Consider the following 15735-nt stretch of genomic DNA (forward strand, 5'->3'; position numbering starts at 1 on the left):
ATGCCGGAGGCCGAGCGGAAAATCCGCCGGGGCAGGGAAACGCCGATGACCAACACCAAAGAGATTGCCTCTGAAGGCCTGAGCCGGCGCAGCGTTCTGCTTGCGGGGGCGGCGGCCGGTGTTCTTTCGGCGTGCGGGCGCAAGGGCGGGCGGGCCTTCCTCTCGTCCGACACGCACCCGCCGGACTATCCGACCGTGACTGCCGTGGACGAGATGGCCCGGCTTCTGCGGGAGCGGACCGACGGCCGGCTGGACATCAAGACCTATGCGGGCGGCCAGCTGGGATCAGAGCGCGACACGCTGGAGATCACTGTCTTCGGCGGGCTCGACATGAACCGCGTGAACCTCGCGCCGCTGAACGCAATCGAACCCGTCACCACCATCCCGGCGCTGCCCTTCCTCTTTCGCTCCAACGAACACATGCGCCAGGCGCTGGACAGCCCCATCGGCGACGAGATCCTCGCCTCCCTGACGAAGCACGACCTGATCGGGCTTTGCTTCTATGACAGCGGCGACCGGAATTTCTACAACACCAAACGGCCGATCTACACGCCCGCCGACATGAAGGGCATGAAGATCCGCGTACCGAACTCCGACCTGTACGTGTCAATGATCAAGGCGCTGGGCGCGGACGCAACGCCGATGAGCCTCGCGGAAGTCTATCAGGCGCTCGTTCAGGGCGTGATCGACGGCGCGGAAAACAACTGGCCATCCTACGAAAGCGGGCGGCATTTCGAAGTCGCGCCGTACTACAGCCTCACGCATCACGTGATTGCGCCGGAAGTGCTCGTGATGTCGAAACGGCGCTGGGACAAGCTCAGCAAGCCGGATCAGGAACGGGTGCGCCAGGCCGCCAAGGACTCGGTGCCCTTCATGCGCAAACATTGGGACGCGGCCGTCGATGAAGCGCGCTCGAAATTGCTCGCCGCCGGTATCAAGGTCAACGAGATCGCAGACCCTGCCGCGTTCGCGGCGGCCATGCGGCCGGTCTGGAACAAGTATGTCGTCACCGACGAACAGAAGCGCCTCCTGAAGGAAATCGAAGCGATGTCAGAGGTCGGATGATGGAAAGCCTGTCCCGCATCACACACGTGATCGCAGATATCCTCGTGAAGATTTCCGCCTTTGGCCTTGTGCTGATGACGGTCATCGTCGGCTGGCAGGTGTTCGGCCGGTATGTGCTGAACTCGACGCCCTCCTGGTCGGAGCAGGCCGCGCTCACCTTGATGATCTGGTACGTTTCGCTCGCCGCCGCCGCCGGCGTGCGCCAGGGTTTCCACATCCGCATCGTCGCGCTGGAAGAAGCCGTGTCCCCGCCGCTGCGCAAGGTCATGCAGGTGGCGTCAAATACTGTCGTCGGCGCTTGCGGCGCCGCGATGCTCATCTGGGGCGGCGAACTGGTGATGCGCACCTGGAGCCATGTGATCCCCTCGCTCGGCATCTCACGCGGCCTTGCCTATCTCGGCCTGCCGATCGCAGGCGCGCTGATGGCACTGTTTGCATTCGAGCGGACGCTGGAAGTGCTCGCCTCCCAGAAGCTGAAGGATGAGGAAGACCCCCGATGGAACTGATCATCCTGATGGTCACTTTGTTCGTGCTGCTCGCGCTCGGCGTGCCGGTGGCCTATTCGTTGCTGGGCGCGTCGATTGCGACCTTTCTCGCAATGGATATTCCGCTGGTTGTTGTCTTCCAGCGGCTCGCGGCCGGCGTCAGCGTGTTCACGCTGATGGCGATCCCGTTCTTCATCTTTGCGGGCGATCTCATGTACCGGTCCGGTATCGCGCAGAAGCTGGTGGAGGTCGCTGAAGCGATGCTCGGGCGCACGCGCGGCGGGCTCGGTCTCGTCAATGTCGGCGCCTCGACCATGTTCGGCGCCGTGTCCGGTTCGGCCATCGCCAGCGCGTCGGCCATGGGTTCTACGCTGATGCCCCTGATGAAGCAGAAGGGCTATGACGCGGACTATGCGGTCAACGTCACGGTCACGTCCGCCATCGTGGGCCTGCTCATTCCGCCGTCGCACAACATGATCATCTACTCGGCGGCATCCGGCATCGGTGTCCCGATCGGCGACCTGTTCCTGGCCGGTGTCGTTCCCGGTCTGGTGACCGCGGCCATCCTGATGGTGGTGACCTGGCTTGTTGCGGTCAAACGCGGCTACGTGGCGGGATCGTTTCCGGGCTGGCGCGTTTTTGCCAAGGCGCTGCTCGTCGCCATTCCCGGCCTGATGGCTGCGGTGATCATCATGGGCGGCATCCTGTCAGGAATCTTTACGGCCACCGAGTCCTCGGCGATTGCCGTCATCTACACCATCTTTGTGGGCGCTTTCGTCTATCGCTCGCTCGGCTGGAGCAAGTTCGTCGAAGCCGCCATGCAGTCGGTCAAGGTCACCGCGATGGTCTTGCTGATCATCGGTGCCGCCACCGCGTTCGGCTACGCGCTCGCCGTGCTGGAAGCGCCGTCGCAGCTCGCCGCGCTGATCACCTCCATCACCCGCAATCCCCTGATGGTGCTGCTGATCATCAACGTCATGCTGCTCGTGCTCGGCACCTTCATGGATATGTCACCACTGATCGTGATCACCACGCCCATCCTCCTGCCGGTGGTGATGGAGGTCGGGGTCGATCCGGTCCATTTCGGCATCATCATGATGCTCAATCTCGGCATCGGCCTCGTCACGCCGCCGGTCGGTTCGGTTCTGTTTGTCGGCGCCGCAGTCGGCGGCCTTCCGGTCGAGAAGGCCGTGAAGACCATCTGGCCATTCTATATGGCGCTCGTCGTTTCGCTCCTGCTGATCACCTACGTTCCGGCGCTGTCGCTGACCCTGCCGGGCCTGTTCAAATAGGGCGGCCCAGCATGGACCTGCCGCGCCGCGCCTTTCTGGTTTCGATGGCCGCGCTCAGCGCCAGCGCCTGCGTTTCTGGGCCGGCGGCTCTGGCGTCCGCGCCTTCGGAACCGGAGGACGTGATCCCGCTCTGGCCGGCCGGCCTCCCGGGTGGAGTGCCGGACGGGCTGACCGAGCATATCGTCTTCCGCGACAATCCCTTCGGCCTGCTCGACCGCGCGGCCCATGATGTGACGACGCCGAGCCTCTCGGTGTTCAAACCGGCCCGGCCCGATGGTTCCGCGATCCTGATCATTCCCGGCGGCGGCTACAAATGGGTCGTGATCGACAAGGAAGGCTTCGAAGGCGCGCGCCACTTCATTGCAAGCGGGGCGGTTGTCTATGTCCTGCGCTACCGCTTGCCCCACCAGGGATGGGCTGCGGGTCCGGACGCGCCCTTGCAGGACGCGCAGCGCGCCATGCGCGTGATCCGCTCGCGCGCCAAGGCGGACGGCGTTGATTCCTCGCGGATCATGATCATGGGTTTTTCGGCAGGCGGTCACCTCGCCGGCATGCTGGCAACCCGCTACGGCGCGGCGGTCTACGATGCCGTAGACCCGGCCGATGGCCAATCTGCGCGCCCTGATGCGGCGGCGCTGATCTATCCGGTGATCACGATGACCCGTCCATTCGCGCATGAAGGGTCAAGGCTGTGCCTGATCGGACCGTCCCCGTTGCCGGAAGCCGAGGCGGCAAATTCGGTGGAAACCCTCGTACATCCCGCCATGCCACCCGTTTTCCTCATGCATGCCGAGGACGACACCGCCGTGCCGGTCGAGAATGCATTGATGATGCACGCCGCCTTACGCGCAGCAGGCTGCAGCGTGGCGCTGCACCTGTTCGAAACAGGCGGCCACGGGTTCGGACTGCGCGGCATCGCCGGTACGCCGCGCGAAGTCTGGCCTGAGCTGATCGCCGGGTGGGGCAGGGCGAAGGGCATCTTCCCCGGCGACGCGAACGCGTCCGGCGGGCAGGGTTAACGCGGCGGTCGATTCCCTGGCCGCGCGAGAGCCCATCGCGAACCGCTATCGAGCCAGATTGAACCACTTGGTGCCCCCGGATGAACCGCGCTGGACCAGGGCTGGACCTGCTTGGCCCCGCGAAGAACCCACCTGAGCGGTGTCCCGGCAGTTTTCCTCCCCCGCAAGTTGTGGTTCACACGCAATCAGGCGAAGTCCGGCGGCGTTTTGCACGGAACTTGCAGAATCTCGCGCGGCAGGGCGCTTTCGAGGCGCCGGTATAGTTAAAGGACAATAGTCATGCACCTTGAGCGTCGCATCCTGATCACCGGCGGGGCCGGCTTCATCGGCTCGTTCCTCTGCGAGCGTCTGCTCGAGGCCGGCGCGAACGTGATCTGCGCCGACAACTTCTTCACGGGTACGCGCACCAATATCGCACACCTGCAGAACCACCCGCGCTTCGAGATGATGCGCCATGACGTCTGCTTCCCGCTCTATGTCGAGGTCGACGAGATCTACAACATGGCGTGCCCGGCAAGCCCGATCCACTACCAGTTCGACCCCGTCCAGACGACCAAGACCTCGGTTCATGGCGCCATCAACATGCTGGGCCTCGCCAAGCGTGTGAAAGCCAAGATTCTGCAGGCGTCGACCTCCGAGGTCTATGGCGACCCGGCGGTCCACCCCCAGCCGGAAGAGTATTGGGGCAACGTGAACCCGATCGGTCCGCGCTCCTGCTACGACGAAGGCAAGCGCTGCGCCGAGACGCTCTTCTTCGACTATCACCGCCAGCACAAGCTGCGCATCAAGGTGGCCCGCATTTTCAACACCTACGGCCCGCGCATGCATCCGAATGACGGCCGCGTGGTCTCGAACTTCATCGTCCAGGCCCTGAAAGGCGAAGACATCACGCTGTACGGCGACGGCCAGCAGACGCGCAGCTTCTGCTATGTCGACGACCTGGTTCGCGGCCTGATTTCGCTGATGGACTCCCCGGACCACGTGACCGGCCCGATCAACATCGGCAACCCCGGTGAGTTCACGATCCGCCAGCTGGCCGAGCAGGTCATCGACCTGACGGGCTCCAAGTCGAAACTGGTCTTCATGCCTCTGCCGCAGGACGACCCGAAGCAGCGCAAGCCCAATATCGAGAAGGCGCAGGAGATCCTCGGCTGGGAGCCGAAAATCCAGCTGCGCGACGGCCTGACGAAGACGATCTCCTACTTCGACGGCATGCTTTCGGGTAAAATGGCCGCTCAATAGACACCGTCTGAAGAAAGCCGATCAACCGGAAGTCGATGACGTTGCGTCATATGCATTTCTGGGTTGACGGGTTTGACCAGCACGATCAGACCGGGCTACAGTTTTTTGGCTGGCCCGATGATGGGCGCTGGCGGGTGAAATCCGATGTCCATTGATCGTCTGGATTGGGACACGTTGCGCGTTTTCCGTGTCGTATCCGAACTCTTGAGCATGAGTGCTGCGGCCGCGCGGCTCGGCGAGTCGCCGCCGACGATCAGCCGCAAGATCGATGATCTGGAACGGTCGCTCGGTTCGAAAGTGTTCCTCCGCTCGACCCGGGGCGTTGAACTCACCGAAACCGGCAAGCAGGTCCTCGCCTATGTCGAGCGAATGGCGACCCTTGCCGACGAGATCCAGCGGGACACGTCATTTGCAGGCGCGCCTGTGACCGGCACGATCACCTTGCGCACGGGCGATGGTCTCGGGCCTTACTGGATCGCGCCGCGGCTCGCGCGGTTCCACGAGCAGCATCCGAAAATCCAGGTGCGGATGATCGTCCGCGAAGAAACGCCGGAGTCCGAAGCAGAAGAAGACGACGATATTTCGATCAGCTTTGCCGAGCCACGCCGCAACCAGAAGATCGCGCACAAGCTGGGGGTCCAGCATTATGTCGGCTTCGCGTCCCAGGATTATCTCGATGAAAAGGGAACACCCGACAGTCTGGTAGACTACTACAAGCACCGCTGCATCCTGCACACATCCTACGTGAACCAGGTCGAGCGCTGGGCGCCGCGGATGTCAGAACTGCGCAAGATGGTCGATTTTGCGTTCATCACGAACTCCGGCACCGCAATCGCCGAATCCTGCGCCAAGGGCGGCGGCATCGGCATCCTTCCGTCATTCATGTCCGTGATCGACCCGCGCCTGGTTGCCTTGGAGCTGCCGGAAATTGCCCCGATCCGGTTCTGGATCACCTATTCCGAGCGCGTGCGCCGGCTGCCGCAGGGCGCGCCGCTCATCGACTGGATCCGGCGACTGTTCGCGAGTGAAGAGGCGCTGTGGTTCGACGACGAGTTCGTGCACCCCAGCGAATATGCCGCCAAGGTCCGCCAGCTGCGCCCTGAGATCCGGCGCGAAGTCTGACGGGCGCCTGCGCCGCCGGGCTTGCCCGAAAACCGCGAGGACATATTCTACCGCGCGGCGGCGTGCGCAGACCGTGCGTGCGCCGAAGAGTGACGGGGAACGATCATCGACACGCACGATAGCCGGCCGGCCACGATCATCGACGTCGCGCGCGAAGCCGGCGTTTCCTTCAAGACCGTCAGCCGCGTCCTCAATGGTGAACCCAATGTGCGCGAGCCGACCCGGGCCCGGGTCATGGACGCTGTCCGCACGCTGGGCTATCGCGCCAACCCTTTCGCTCGCAGCCTCCGGGCCGCCCAAAGCCGGCTGATCGCGGTCTATTTCTCCAATCCTTCGCGCAACTATACGAGCGAGATCCAGATTGGCGTGCTGGAGCGCTGCAACGCCGAAGGGTTCAACGCGATCTTCGAACAGGCCAGCGGCGGTCTCGACAGCATCGTATCCCTGAGAGGGCGTCCGAACCTTGCCGGCGTGATCCTGGTGCCACCGCTGACCGAAGACGCCGCGATCATGCGCCATCTGGCCCAAGCGGACATCCCCTTCGTGCGCCTGGCGCCGATCGAGGCGGACGGCGAAGCCGGGCATGTCAGCATGGATGATGAAAGCGCGGCCGGGGAGATGGTGGACCATCTCGTATCCCTGGGGCACCGCCGTATCGGGTTCATCGCAGGACCGGCGGAGCATCCTCAGGCCCGCCTGCGCGAGGCGGGCTTCCTGAAGGGCCTGGCTCGGCATGGCATTTCGCCCTCGTCCGAACTGGTCTGCCGGGGCAATTTCCATTTTGAGTCCGGTGTACAGGCGACCGAGCAACTGTTGGCGCTCGGCGCTCGTCCCACCGCGATTTTTGCCAGCAATGACGACATGGCGGCGGGCGCGCTCGCCGCCGCCTACCGGAAGGGCATCCGCGTGCCGGAAGACCTTTCGGTGGCAGGCTTCGACGATACGCCGCTCGCTTCCGTGGTCGCGCCCTCGCTGACGACCATCTACCAGCCGATCCGGGAACAGGCCGGCAAGGCAGCGGACATGTTGTTCGGCGGCGTCGAGCGTGGCCCGGAAACGTCCATCGTGCTGCCCCACCGCCTCGTCGTGCGCGAGTCGACGGCGCCGCCCAAAGCCTGAACGCGGCAATCGAGGGCATTTCCGGCCCGCCGGCTTTGGTGTAAGCGCGCGGGCGATGAACACGATCAAGCCCCTCGACCATATCGCCAATACCAAAGCCTATGTTCCTGGCGGAAAGCTCCAGGGCGCAACCGGCCCCGTGGCCATGCTGGCCTCGAACGAAAACCCGTTCGGACCAAGCCCGCGTGCGGTCGAAGCCATCCGGAATGCGGCGGCAGAAGGCCTGCAGATCTATCCTGATCCCGACTATGGCGCGCTCCGGGCGGCCATTGCGATGGCCAAAGGCATTGCCGATCCAGCGCGGGTGGTCACGTCGGCGGGGTCGGACGAGATCATCCATCTGCTGACCCAGTGCTATGCCGGACCGGGCGACGAGGTGCTGTTCACCGAGCATGCCTTCTCGATGTACGAGGTCTCGACGCGTGCGCACGGGGCGACCGCCGTGAAGGCGCCCGAGACCGACATGAAGGCGGGGGTGAACGCGATCCTCGGCGGGGTGTCGCCGCGCACGAAGATCCTGTTCCTCGCAAACCCGAACAACCCGACCGGCACCATGCTGTCGGTCGAGGAGCTGAAGGCGCTGCAGGACGCGCTGCCACCGCATGTGCTGTTCGTCGTGGACGGCGCCTATTCGGAGTATCTCGGACCGGAGTATGAGGCCGCGCTGCGTGATCTGGTCGACCGGCGCGATACGACTGTGATGATGCGCACCTTCTCGAAGATCTATGGACTGGCCGCCGCACGCCTCGGCTGGGCCTACATGCCGCGACCGATTGCAGACACGTTCCAGCGCATCCGCGGCCCCTTCAATGTGAACGCACTTGCGGTTGCGGCCGGGATCGCCAGCGTCGGCGATGATGCCTTCCTGGCCATGTCGCGAGAACACAACACGCTTTGGCGCGCGAAGATGACCGAAGCGCTGAATGCGATGGGGCTGCCGACGCCGGAATCGCACGCGAACTTCGTCGTGCCGGAATTTGGCTCAGCCGCGCGGGCGGCGGAAGCCAACCAGTTCCTCAAGGATGCGGACATCCTTGTGCGTGCGATTGGCGGCTATGGCTTGCCGACGAAGTTGCGGATTACCGTGGGCAGCGCCGAGGACAACACCAGGGTGCTCGACGCCTTGCAGGCCTTCACCGCGAAACGCTGAGATTGTCGATCAGGCGGGTGCGGCCCAGCCAGCCGGCGCCTAGAAGGCGCGCGTTTGTGCCTTGTGCGAGCGGAGCGTCGTCGGCGAGGGCCATCAGCGAATCGGGATCGACCAGCGCGATGTAGTCGACGCTTTTGAATCCAGCCTTGAGGATGTGTGATTCGGCTTCGGCGCGGACTTCGCCGGGCAGAGAGCCGATCGCGAGGCGTACGGAGGCACGGTGCAGGGCGGCGTACATCGCGCCGGCGATACGGCGCTCTTCGGGAGAGAGGTAGAGATTGCGGGACGATTGGGCGAGGCCGTCGCGCTCGCGCCGGGTTTCGCCGCCGATGATTCGAATCGGGAAGCCCAGATCGCGCACCATCCGGCGGATGATCTGCAGCTGCTGGAAATCTTTCTCTCCAAAAACAGCGACATCCGGCTGCGCGTGCAGGAAAAGCCGCGCCACGACTGTCGCCACGCCATAGAAGAAGTGCGGGCGGTAGATGCCGTCCAGTAGGTCCGACATGCCGTTCACCCGAACGTCCGTGACCGAACCATCGGGATACATTTCTGCAACACCGGGCATATAAACGACATCGCATCCGGCCTCTGCGAGCAGGGCCAGATCGTGCGCTTCGCGGCGGGGATAGGTTTCGAAATCTTCGCCGGGCGCGAACTGGGTCGGGTTAACGAATATGCTCGTGATCGTCCGGCTGGCGTTTTCCTTTGCCTTTTCAACGAGGGAGATATGACCCTCGTGAAGGGCGCCCATGGTGGGCACGAATCCGACCGTTTCGCCTGCGGCTGTCCAGTCACGCACCTGTTGCTGTAGCGCCACACGCGTGCGCAGCACGGTGACGGTCTTTTCTGTCGTGGAATTCACTTTGATAACGCCCTGCTTCGGGATGAAGTAAACGGGTTGTTAACCCATAGGCCGGAATTTCCAAGTCATGACACACCGCATCGTTAACACTGTTCGTTCCTTCGCGCTCTTCGGAGCTGTCACGCTCGGTCTGCGCAAGGCCAGCATCAGCGTTCGCGAACCGGAACCCAGGCGCAGCGGTGCGGAAGCTGAGGACCTGACGGACAGCTGGATGTTCGATCGTCCGCAGGCGGCCGTTTCGTCCGAGGCCTACATGCTCGACCAGGAATATGGCCGGGTGTCGGGTGCGCTGGCCGGTCTGCGTGCGGTTCTCTCGAACCTCACCAAGATGCCGCTGTCGGCTGAAGAAGCTTACGTTCCCGTGGCCGCGTCATCGGTCGCGCTCGATCCGGCTCTGTTCGACGAAATTGCAGCCCCGGTTCCGGTGCTGACAAATGTCGTGGCCTTCGACGATGACGACCTCTTCATCGAGAGCTCCCTAACACTTCAGAAACCCTCCGCGTCTATTGAATCACTTCCACGCGTTGCGTGATTTGTTGGTTTAGCCGGCCTCAGGCCGTGCAGATTGTGGAGTAGCCTTGATGCCCGCCGACGGGATGTCTTCCATGAGCCGGACCGGCTTGGCCGACATCACGCCGCAGGCAGCTGAGGCCCGCGTCATTGTCATCGGCAACGAGAAGGGCGGCGCGGGTAAATCCACCGTGTCGATCCACCTCAGCGTTGCGCTTCTGTGCATCGGCAAGAAGGTCGGTGTGATCGACCTCGACGTGCGCCAGCGCTCGCTCACCCGGTATCTGGAGAATCGCACCCGCTGGATGCAGAATACCGGCGCCACGCTGCCGATGCCGGCGATCGTGCGCGTCGATGCCAGCCAGGAGCGCGATCTCGACAAGGCCGAAGCCGAAGAAAGCCAGCGCTTCCTGAGCTCACTGGCGCGCCTCAAGCGCGACTGCGACTTCATCATCATCGACGCACCCGGCGGCGACACGTTCCTGTCGCGTCTTGCGCATATGTATGCCGATACGCTGATCACGCCGCTGAATGACAGCTTCGTGGATTTCGACCTGCTGGGCGATGTGAACCCGCAGACTCTCGAAGTGCTGCGGCCGAGCTTCTATTCCGAGATGGTCTGGAACTGCCGCAAGAAGAAAGCCCAGACCAGCCGCCGCCCGATCGACTGGGTGGTGATGCGCAACCGCATGTCGCCGCTGGCGGCCCGCAACAAGGAGCGCGTGGGCGGCGCGCTCGAAAACCTGTCCAAGCGGATCGGTTTCCGCCTGGCGCCGGGTCTGTCCGAGCGCGTGATCTACCGCGAACTTTTCCCCGCCGGCCTGACGCTGCTGGACCTCAGCGAAGCGAACTCGAACGTCGCCTTCACGATGAGCCACAAGGCCGCCCGTCAGGAGCTGCGCGATCTCGTGATCGTCCTGCAGCTGCCCGAACTCGTCGGCGCCGAGTTCAGCTTCTAGCGCTGCCCACCCACGTTCCCCTGCGACAAGCGAGGCAATGCAATCTTGCCTCGCCATCAGGGGGTGCCTACTCCTGTCGTGCGTACGCGCCCGAAGAACAGGGCCGGCGCAGGGGAGGTCCGGAATGAGCAAGATCGAGAGCCACGGTTTCGTGCAGGAGAAATTCGCGCCCGTGCGCGCCGCCTTCGAATCCAATTTCGAAGGTGGGCAGGAGAACGGCGCGTCATTCTGCATGACGGTGGACGGAGAGACGGTTGCGGACCTCTGGGGCGGCTGGGCCGACGAAGCCCAGACGCGCCCCTGGGAAAAGAACACGATCGTGAACGTCTATTCGACGACGAAGACGATGACCGCCCTGACGGCGCTGCTGTTGGCGGACCGGGGCGAACTCGATTTCGCAGCGCCGGTGGCGAAATACTGGCCCGAATTTGCCGCCAACGGAAAGGCAGATGTCACGGTGGCGCACCTGATGAGCCACTCCGCCGGCCTGTCGGGTTGGAAAGAGCCGCTCGTGCGCGAAGACCTCTACGATTGGGAGAAGGCGACCAGCCTGCTCGCCGCGCAGGCGCCGTACTGGGAGCCGGGCACAGCGCCGGGCTATCACGCGATGACGCAAGGCTATCTGGTGGGCGAAGTCGTGCGCCGGGTGGCCGGCGAGACGGTCGGCACGGTTTTCCGCAAGGAGATTGCGGGGCCGCTTGGCGCTGACTTCCATATCGGTCTCCCGGCCTCCGAAGACCACCGCGTGGCCGACCTGACGCCGCCGCCGCCGGGATCCGGCATTGGTCAGGGCGAGGTCAGCCCGTTGGTGGCGAACATGTCGTCCAACCCTCCGATCAATCCCCTGGACACCCGCACGCGGGATTGGCGCGGCGCTGAAATTCCGGCCGCTGGCGGCACGGGCAATGCGCGTTCTGTCGCGGCGGTTCAGTCACTGATGGCGAATGGCGGGTATGCCAATGGCAAGCAGATCCTGTCCGAGGCCGGTTGCCGCAAGGCGCTGGAACTGCAGATCGAGGGCCATGACAAGATCCTCGGCATTCCGGTTCGTTACGGCATGGGCTTTGGCCTCGCCGGCGGCGCTGTGCCGTTCCCGAACCCCAACACGATCTACTGGGGCGGGTATGGCGGCTCGCTGGTCGTGATCGACATGGATGCCCGCGCCACTTACGCCTACGCCATGAACAAGATGGCGGCGACCACGACGGGCGACATGCGTGCCTTCATGATCCTGATGGCAGCCTGGGGCGCGATGGCCGCCTGACCAATCGCTATTTGTAGACGATGCGGCCGTCGGCATCGGCCTGCATCTTTTCGAAGTCCGGCTTGGCGGGCAGGTCGCACTGCATCGCGAGGCCGTAGCCTTTGAGGTAGGTGCGCCGCTGGGCGCCGATCTTGTAGGCCTGGTTATACTTGCGCTGGTGCGCGGCGGCGCCGGTCGCTTCGCGCAGCAGGCCGCGATAGGGGATCCACCCCGTCACACCCGACTCGACTGCGCCCAGGGCCGCATCGGCCGCTTCGTCCGCCAGCTTCTCGGTGTTGAGGCGCTCGTCCGGGTTGGCGGTGTCCCAATCGGGGCCCAAGACGGCATCAAGCTCGACGATCATCGACGCGATCTGTTCGCAAGACAGGTCCACCGGCAGGTCGTAGGGCGACTTCATTGCTGCCAGCAGCGGGGGAATCTGTTCCCGGCGCAGGTTCAGGTCCTCCAACGGCGCCAGCGCCGCGTCGGCAAACCCGTCCTGGGTCTGGGTGACGGTGCTGTCGGCGGCGGCTTCGACATTCTGCGCCAGGGAGCCGTCGGCGCCGGATTCGGCCGGTTTATCGCGGCTGGCGCACCCGACGAGTGCCAGAACCAGCACAGAAGCAGCAAAAAATACCTTCATGAGCCAAGGGAACGATAAAATAGCGGCTGCATCAAGCCGCACCGTGCAGGTAGCGGTTGACCGGCCCCTTCGCGCAGCCTAAATGGCCGCTTCGGTCGATTCAGACCGTCCGGTGGTGCCCATAGCTCAGCTGGTAGAGCAACTGACTTTTAATCAGTAGGTCACAGGTTCGAACCCTGTTGGGCACACCAATTTTTTCAAGACACTAACCAGCGACCTAACCGCCTCTCCGAAGCGGATTTCACCAAAGTGTGCCACAAGTGTGCCAAAACGCAAATCGACGCGGTCAGAGATCCGTCGAGTCGCCCCCAGCGCCGCTCTCAACCCGGCAAATCGAGGAATGATGCGAGGTCCAGAACCTTGTCCACGGCAAGGCATTCCAGACGCCGGCGCAAGGTGTCGACCTCACCGCTGAGTTGTGCGCGGCTTAGCCGGAACCGGATGCATATCTGGGCGAGGCTCGGTCCGTGGGTCGCGGTGACCACCGCATCGAGGTCTTCGAAATCAACCGTCGCGCTGTCGAACGTCCAAAGCTGCTGCCGCGCCATCATGCCCCTCCCGCGAGAGAATCCTTCGGACAATTTTTAAGGGGAGTCGCACTACCCAAAGATGAAGGTCACGAATAGCGACCATCGCGGACCCAAAGCGAAAGTCGCGGACAGCCGGCTGTTCAGCCGCCGGAGGGTGTCGCGCGTGCGCGGCCGGCTTTGAGCAGCATCCCGAGCAGCTTGTCATATTGCCTGAGCAGCCGCTCATCGAGCTGCATCAGACGGTCCATCCGGTCAGGATCGAGGCTCTCGCCCCAGGCTTGCAGGCGGACGTCCGGCCGGAACTTCGCTTCGGCCTGGTTCCGGTTCAGCAGAGGTACAAGTTCGCGCTTGATGAACCGCTGCAGGCCTTCGGCATTCGGAGGATAGGTCTCCGGGTCGTCCCCGGGACCATGGTTTTCCCAGTATTCCCGGCTGTCCTCGCGCAGGGCGGCCACAGCCTGTTCGTAGGCATCTTTGCGGCTTGTCCCGAGGAGCGCGAGCGCAACTTCGGTGTGCTTCATGTCGTCTTTTGTATCTTCCGCCAGATCGTCGTCGAACTCGGCCGTACTCGTCACCGCATCGATGGACGAAAACTCGATCTTGGAAACGCCGTGGGTGATCAGGGCGCGTTCGGCGAGATCGTCTCCGTGCTTCGTACTGCTCCGCCGCTCCAGCTGCGCAAGGTGTAACGCGCGTTCGCCAAGCACGAGCCGGCGCCTGCGCCAGTCACACCAGACAAGCTGTTCAACGATATGCCGTTCGGCCGGGCTGCCGGGTAGGTGAGCCGCAAGATACTCTTCCCGCAACGCCCGGAACGCGTCGTCATCCTCCCAGGGCAGGAGCGCCTGCTCGTAGGGAGAGGGCTCAACGCGGTTCGGGAGGACAATGGCTGTCTCGCTCAAGACTTCATCTCCAGAAGGGCAAAGCAGCGAACTGCCGGCGGATCTTGGCGGTGTGATTCACGCGGTGTTTCTCCATGCGTCCGAGCAGCACCAGCATGTCGTCGTAGACTTCCGATTCCGCGATCTGGATCCGCGCGCGATACCGGTCGAACGTTTTCTGGTGCATCCCCTTGGGTTTCGGCCCGACCCAGTCGCCGAGTCCGATCTCCACCCCGAGCTTCCGGCGCAGCTTCTGGTTCTTGCGGGTTGCCCTGTTGCCGGGTCGTTCCTGTGTCGAGGCATAGACCAGGGCGTGACAGGTTCGGCAAAGGTATCGGACACCAGCCCCGTAGATGCGCTTCACGCGAACGGAGCAGCGCGGGCAAAGAAAGTAGGTTTCCTCCCCGCCGAGATTTCTCGCGACGCGGTCAAGCTCAACCCGCTCGGAATGTGCCTGCCAGGCGCCGTCCCTCTTTCGCCAGGAGTATTCAAGCGTGATGGCATCGTTGCCGCCGATGACCCGGATCGAGCGGCCGATACTGCCGTCATGGTCCTTCCAGCTGAGCTGCGAGACATTGCCGAGGCGGGTGAGGCCCCGGCGCTGCAGGTTGCTCGCATCAAGCCGGTACTGGGCCTCGACGAGGCTTCGACCTTTGCTGTTGTGACCACCGCTGCCGAAACCACCCATGCCGTCCGTCTCCGGATATTCGCCCAAATCTGTTGGCAAAATGGGGCTCGGAGCAAGCATCGTTCCGTGGACGTTCGTAGATGTTCGGGAGGGCCCAGCTCAAAGACCCGATTTGTGCGGCACGGTTGTCTGCTGAAGAACGCCGTGTCTGATAGACTTCAATCGCCCGACATTGAGCGTATGACTTTTGCCATCAACTCCAGCGTCTCTCGCGACGAGGTTCGTTCAATGATCGCGTGGCATTTGCGCCTAGCGCGGATGAGGTCCGCATCTTCCGCTTCTGGGTCTTCGCTGCCCTCAAAAAATGCATCGACAGGCTGCGCAAAAAAGCGCGCCAGCTCATAGAGCATGCCGGCAGAGATCCGGTTCGCGCCCGTCTCGTACTTCTGGAGCTGCTGATGGCTGATACTCAACGCAGCCGCCAGTTCGGCTAAAGTCAGTTCCGCCTCCGCCCGCAGCCGCCGAACATTGGCGCCGACGACAAAGTCAGTCTCGGTCGCGCTTCGATCTGCGCGTTTCTTCTTCGGCTTTTTCAAAGTTGGGTCCCGGTTGAGGCTTGCAATGACCTTTTGAAGCCTAGCACCCAAATGCTCCAGATACATCTGTGTCTGCAAAGGGCCTTAAGTCAGTCATTGATCGCGCAAGCTATTCATGACCGAGATTGGCCCGAAGGCGACATTGCCTAACCTCACGGGATCAGGCATCCGTCCCGAATGGATGACCTGGATCTTGCGATCAAACTCGGACGTGGGTGTTCGCTGTGGCTTGCCGAAATTGGAGAGTGTTGATTTCTGCTGAGAACTGACCCGGGGTTTCCATCGAGAACTGACCCGCCTTTAGACTATCTTTCGAGTTTCATTTGCGGGTCAAGACGATGCCTTCTCCTTTTTCGATTTCGGCTTCTGCGCCGAGCTATTCTTGA

The 15735-nt window shown here is 63.2% G+C and carries 17 protein-coding genes and 1 tRNA gene; 12 read left to right on the forward strand and 6 right to left on the reverse strand.

Features of this window, described 5'->3' with window-relative positions:
- Positions 1 to 45: 45 nt before the first annotated feature.
- From GC148_RS09070 to GC148_RS09105, 8 genes are all read left to right on the forward strand, one after another.
- Positions 46 to 1065, forward strand: coding sequence for a TRAP transporter substrate-binding protein (locus GC148_RS09070; RefSeq protein WP_291070355.1), 1020 nt, complete (start codon positions 46 to 48; stop codon positions 1063 to 1065).
- Positions 1062 to 1571, forward strand: coding sequence for a TRAP transporter small permease (locus tag GC148_RS09075; protein ID WP_291070356.1), 510 nt, complete (start codon positions 1062 to 1064; stop codon positions 1569 to 1571). Before GC148_RS09070 ends, GC148_RS09075 begins: the two co-directional genes overlap by 4 nt.
- Positions 1562 to 2842: a TRAP transporter large permease gene (locus GC148_RS09080; RefSeq protein ID WP_291070357.1), complete on the forward strand. Its 1281-nt coding sequence runs from the start codon at positions 1562 to 1564 to the stop codon at positions 2840 to 2842. The genes GC148_RS09075 and GC148_RS09080 overlap by 10 nt, the downstream gene beginning before the upstream one ends.
- Before the next feature lie 11 nt (positions 2843 to 2853).
- A complete protein-coding gene (locus tag GC148_RS09085) occupies positions 2854 to 3861 on the forward strand; it encodes an alpha/beta hydrolase (RefSeq protein ID WP_291070358.1) in 1008 nt (335 codons plus the stop codon).
- A 279-nt stretch (positions 3862 to 4140) separates the two neighbouring features.
- Positions 4141 to 5103: a UDP-glucuronic acid decarboxylase family protein gene (locus tag GC148_RS09090; RefSeq protein WP_291070359.1), complete on the forward strand. Its 963-nt coding sequence runs from the start codon at positions 4141 to 4143 to the stop codon at positions 5101 to 5103.
- Positions 5104 to 5247: 144 nt separating this feature from the next.
- Positions 5248 to 6225 carry a LysR family transcriptional regulator gene (locus GC148_RS09095; protein ID WP_291070360.1) on the forward strand — a complete coding sequence of 326 codons (978 nt, stop codon included), beginning with the start codon at positions 5248 to 5250 and terminating at the stop codon, positions 6223 to 6225.
- Between the two features lie 138 nt (positions 6226 to 6363).
- Complete coding sequence (locus tag GC148_RS09100) at positions 6364 to 7344, forward strand: LacI family DNA-binding transcriptional regulator (RefSeq protein WP_291070373.1); 981 nt, start codon at positions 6364 to 6366, stop codon at positions 7342 to 7344.
- A gap of 55 nt (positions 7345 to 7399) precedes the next feature.
- The gene (locus GC148_RS09105) at positions 7400 to 8494 is read left to right on the forward strand and encodes a histidinol-phosphate transaminase (RefSeq protein WP_291070361.1); all 1095 of its coding nucleotides are present in this window, start codon (positions 7400 to 7402) and stop codon (positions 8492 to 8494) included.
- Here GC148_RS09105 and panC read toward each other — a convergent pair.
- Entirely contained in the window at positions 8478 to 9359 is an 882-nt protein-coding gene (gene panC, locus GC148_RS09110) for a pantoate--beta-alanine ligase (RefSeq protein WP_291070362.1), read from the reverse strand. The genes GC148_RS09105 and panC overlap by 17 nt on opposite strands.
- Before the next feature lie 67 nt (positions 9360 to 9426).
- Between panC and GC148_RS09115 the strand changes: the two genes are divergently transcribed.
- The 3 genes from GC148_RS09115 to GC148_RS09125 all read left to right on the forward strand — a co-directional run bounded on the left by GC148_RS09115 (position 9427) and on the right by GC148_RS09125 (position 12092).
- Positions 9427 to 9891, forward strand: coding sequence for a hypothetical protein (locus GC148_RS09115; RefSeq protein WP_291070363.1), 465 nt, complete (start codon positions 9427 to 9429; stop codon positions 9889 to 9891).
- Positions 9892 to 9964: 73 nt separating this feature from the next.
- Complete coding sequence (locus tag GC148_RS09120) at positions 9965 to 10828, forward strand: division plane positioning ATPase MipZ (RefSeq protein WP_291070364.1); 864 nt, start codon at positions 9965 to 9967, stop codon at positions 10826 to 10828.
- Between the two features lie 124 nt (positions 10829 to 10952).
- Entirely contained in the window at positions 10953 to 12092 is a 1140-nt protein-coding gene (locus tag GC148_RS09125; RefSeq protein WP_291070365.1) for a serine hydrolase domain-containing protein, read from the forward strand.
- 7 nt (positions 12093 to 12099) lie between these two features.
- Here GC148_RS09125 and GC148_RS09130 read toward each other — a convergent pair whose 3' ends face one another.
- Complete coding sequence (locus GC148_RS09130; RefSeq protein WP_291070366.1) at positions 12100 to 12714, reverse strand: hypothetical protein; 615 nt, start codon at positions 12712 to 12714, stop codon at positions 12100 to 12102.
- Positions 12715 to 12829: 115 nt separating this feature from the next.
- On the opposite strand from GC148_RS09130, the gene GC148_RS09135 reads away from it, so the two are divergent.
- Positions 12830 to 12905: transfer RNA gene (locus tag GC148_RS09135), tRNA-Lys, on the forward strand.
- Positions 12906 to 13034: 129 nt separating this feature from the next.
- Here the strand turns inward: GC148_RS09135 and GC148_RS09140 are convergent.
- The 4 genes from GC148_RS09140 to GC148_RS09155 all read right to left on the reverse strand — a co-directional run bounded on the left by GC148_RS09140 (position 13035) and on the right by GC148_RS09155 (position 15349).
- Positions 13035 to 13262 carry a hypothetical protein gene (locus tag GC148_RS09140; RefSeq protein ID WP_291070367.1) on the reverse strand — a complete coding sequence of 76 codons (228 nt, stop codon included), beginning with the start codon at positions 13260 to 13262 and terminating at the stop codon, positions 13035 to 13037.
- Between the two features lie 122 nt (positions 13263 to 13384).
- Positions 13385 to 14146, reverse strand: coding sequence for a hypothetical protein (locus tag GC148_RS09145; protein ID WP_291070368.1), 762 nt, complete (start codon positions 14144 to 14146; stop codon positions 13385 to 13387).
- A 4-nt stretch (positions 14147 to 14150) separates the two neighbouring features.
- Entirely contained in the window at positions 14151 to 14840 is a 690-nt protein-coding gene (locus tag GC148_RS09150) for a hypothetical protein (RefSeq protein ID WP_291070369.1), read from the reverse strand.
- Between the two features lie 131 nt (positions 14841 to 14971).
- On the reverse strand, positions 14972 to 15349 hold the full coding sequence (locus GC148_RS09155; protein ID WP_291070370.1) for a helix-turn-helix domain-containing protein: 378 nt from the start codon (positions 15347 to 15349) through the stop codon (positions 14972 to 14974).
- Positions 15350 to 15735: the final 386 nt, after the last annotated feature.

This window comes from Hyphomonas sp., assembly GCF_016125515.1.
Taxonomy (GTDB): domain Bacteria; phylum Pseudomonadota; class Alphaproteobacteria; order Caulobacterales; family Hyphomonadaceae; genus Hyphomonas.

Coding starts and splice junctions, on each gene's coding strand:
- GC148_RS09070 (WP_291070355.1), top strand. CDS start 46: ATGACCAACACCAAAGAGATTGCCTCTGAAGGCCTGAGCCGGCGCAGC.
- GC148_RS09075 (WP_291070356.1), top strand. CDS start 1,062: ATGATGGAAAGCCTGTCCCGCATCACACACGTGATCGCAGATATCCTC.
- GC148_RS09080 (WP_291070357.1), top strand. CDS start 1,562: ATGGAACTGATCATCCTGATGGTCACTTTGTTCGTGCTGCTCGCGCTC.
- GC148_RS09085 (WP_291070358.1), top strand. CDS start 2,854: ATGGACCTGCCGCGCCGCGCCTTTCTGGTTTCGATGGCCGCGCTCAGC.
- GC148_RS09090 (WP_291070359.1), top strand. CDS start 4,141: ATGCACCTTGAGCGTCGCATCCTGATCACCGGCGGGGCCGGCTTCATC.
- GC148_RS09095 (WP_291070360.1), top strand. CDS start 5,248: ATGTCCATTGATCGTCTGGATTGGGACACGTTGCGCGTTTTCCGTGTC.
- GC148_RS09105 (WP_291070361.1), top strand. CDS start 7,400: ATGAACACGATCAAGCCCCTCGACCATATCGCCAATACCAAAGCCTAT.
- GC148_RS09115 (WP_291070363.1), top strand. CDS start 9,427: ATGACACACCGCATCGTTAACACTGTTCGTTCCTTCGCGCTCTTCGGA.
- GC148_RS09120 (WP_291070364.1), top strand. CDS start 9,965: ATGAGCCGGACCGGCTTGGCCGACATCACGCCGCAGGCAGCTGAGGCC.
- GC148_RS09125 (WP_291070365.1), top strand. CDS start 10,953: ATGAGCAAGATCGAGAGCCACGGTTTCGTGCAGGAGAAATTCGCGCCC.
- GC148_RS09130 (WP_291070366.1), bottom strand. CDS start 12,714: ATGAAGGTATTTTTTGCTGCTTCTGTGCTGGTTCTGGCACTCGTCGGG.
- GC148_RS09140 (WP_291070367.1), bottom strand. CDS start 13,262: ATGGCGCGGCAGCAGCTTTGGACGTTCGACAGCGCGACGGTTGATTTC.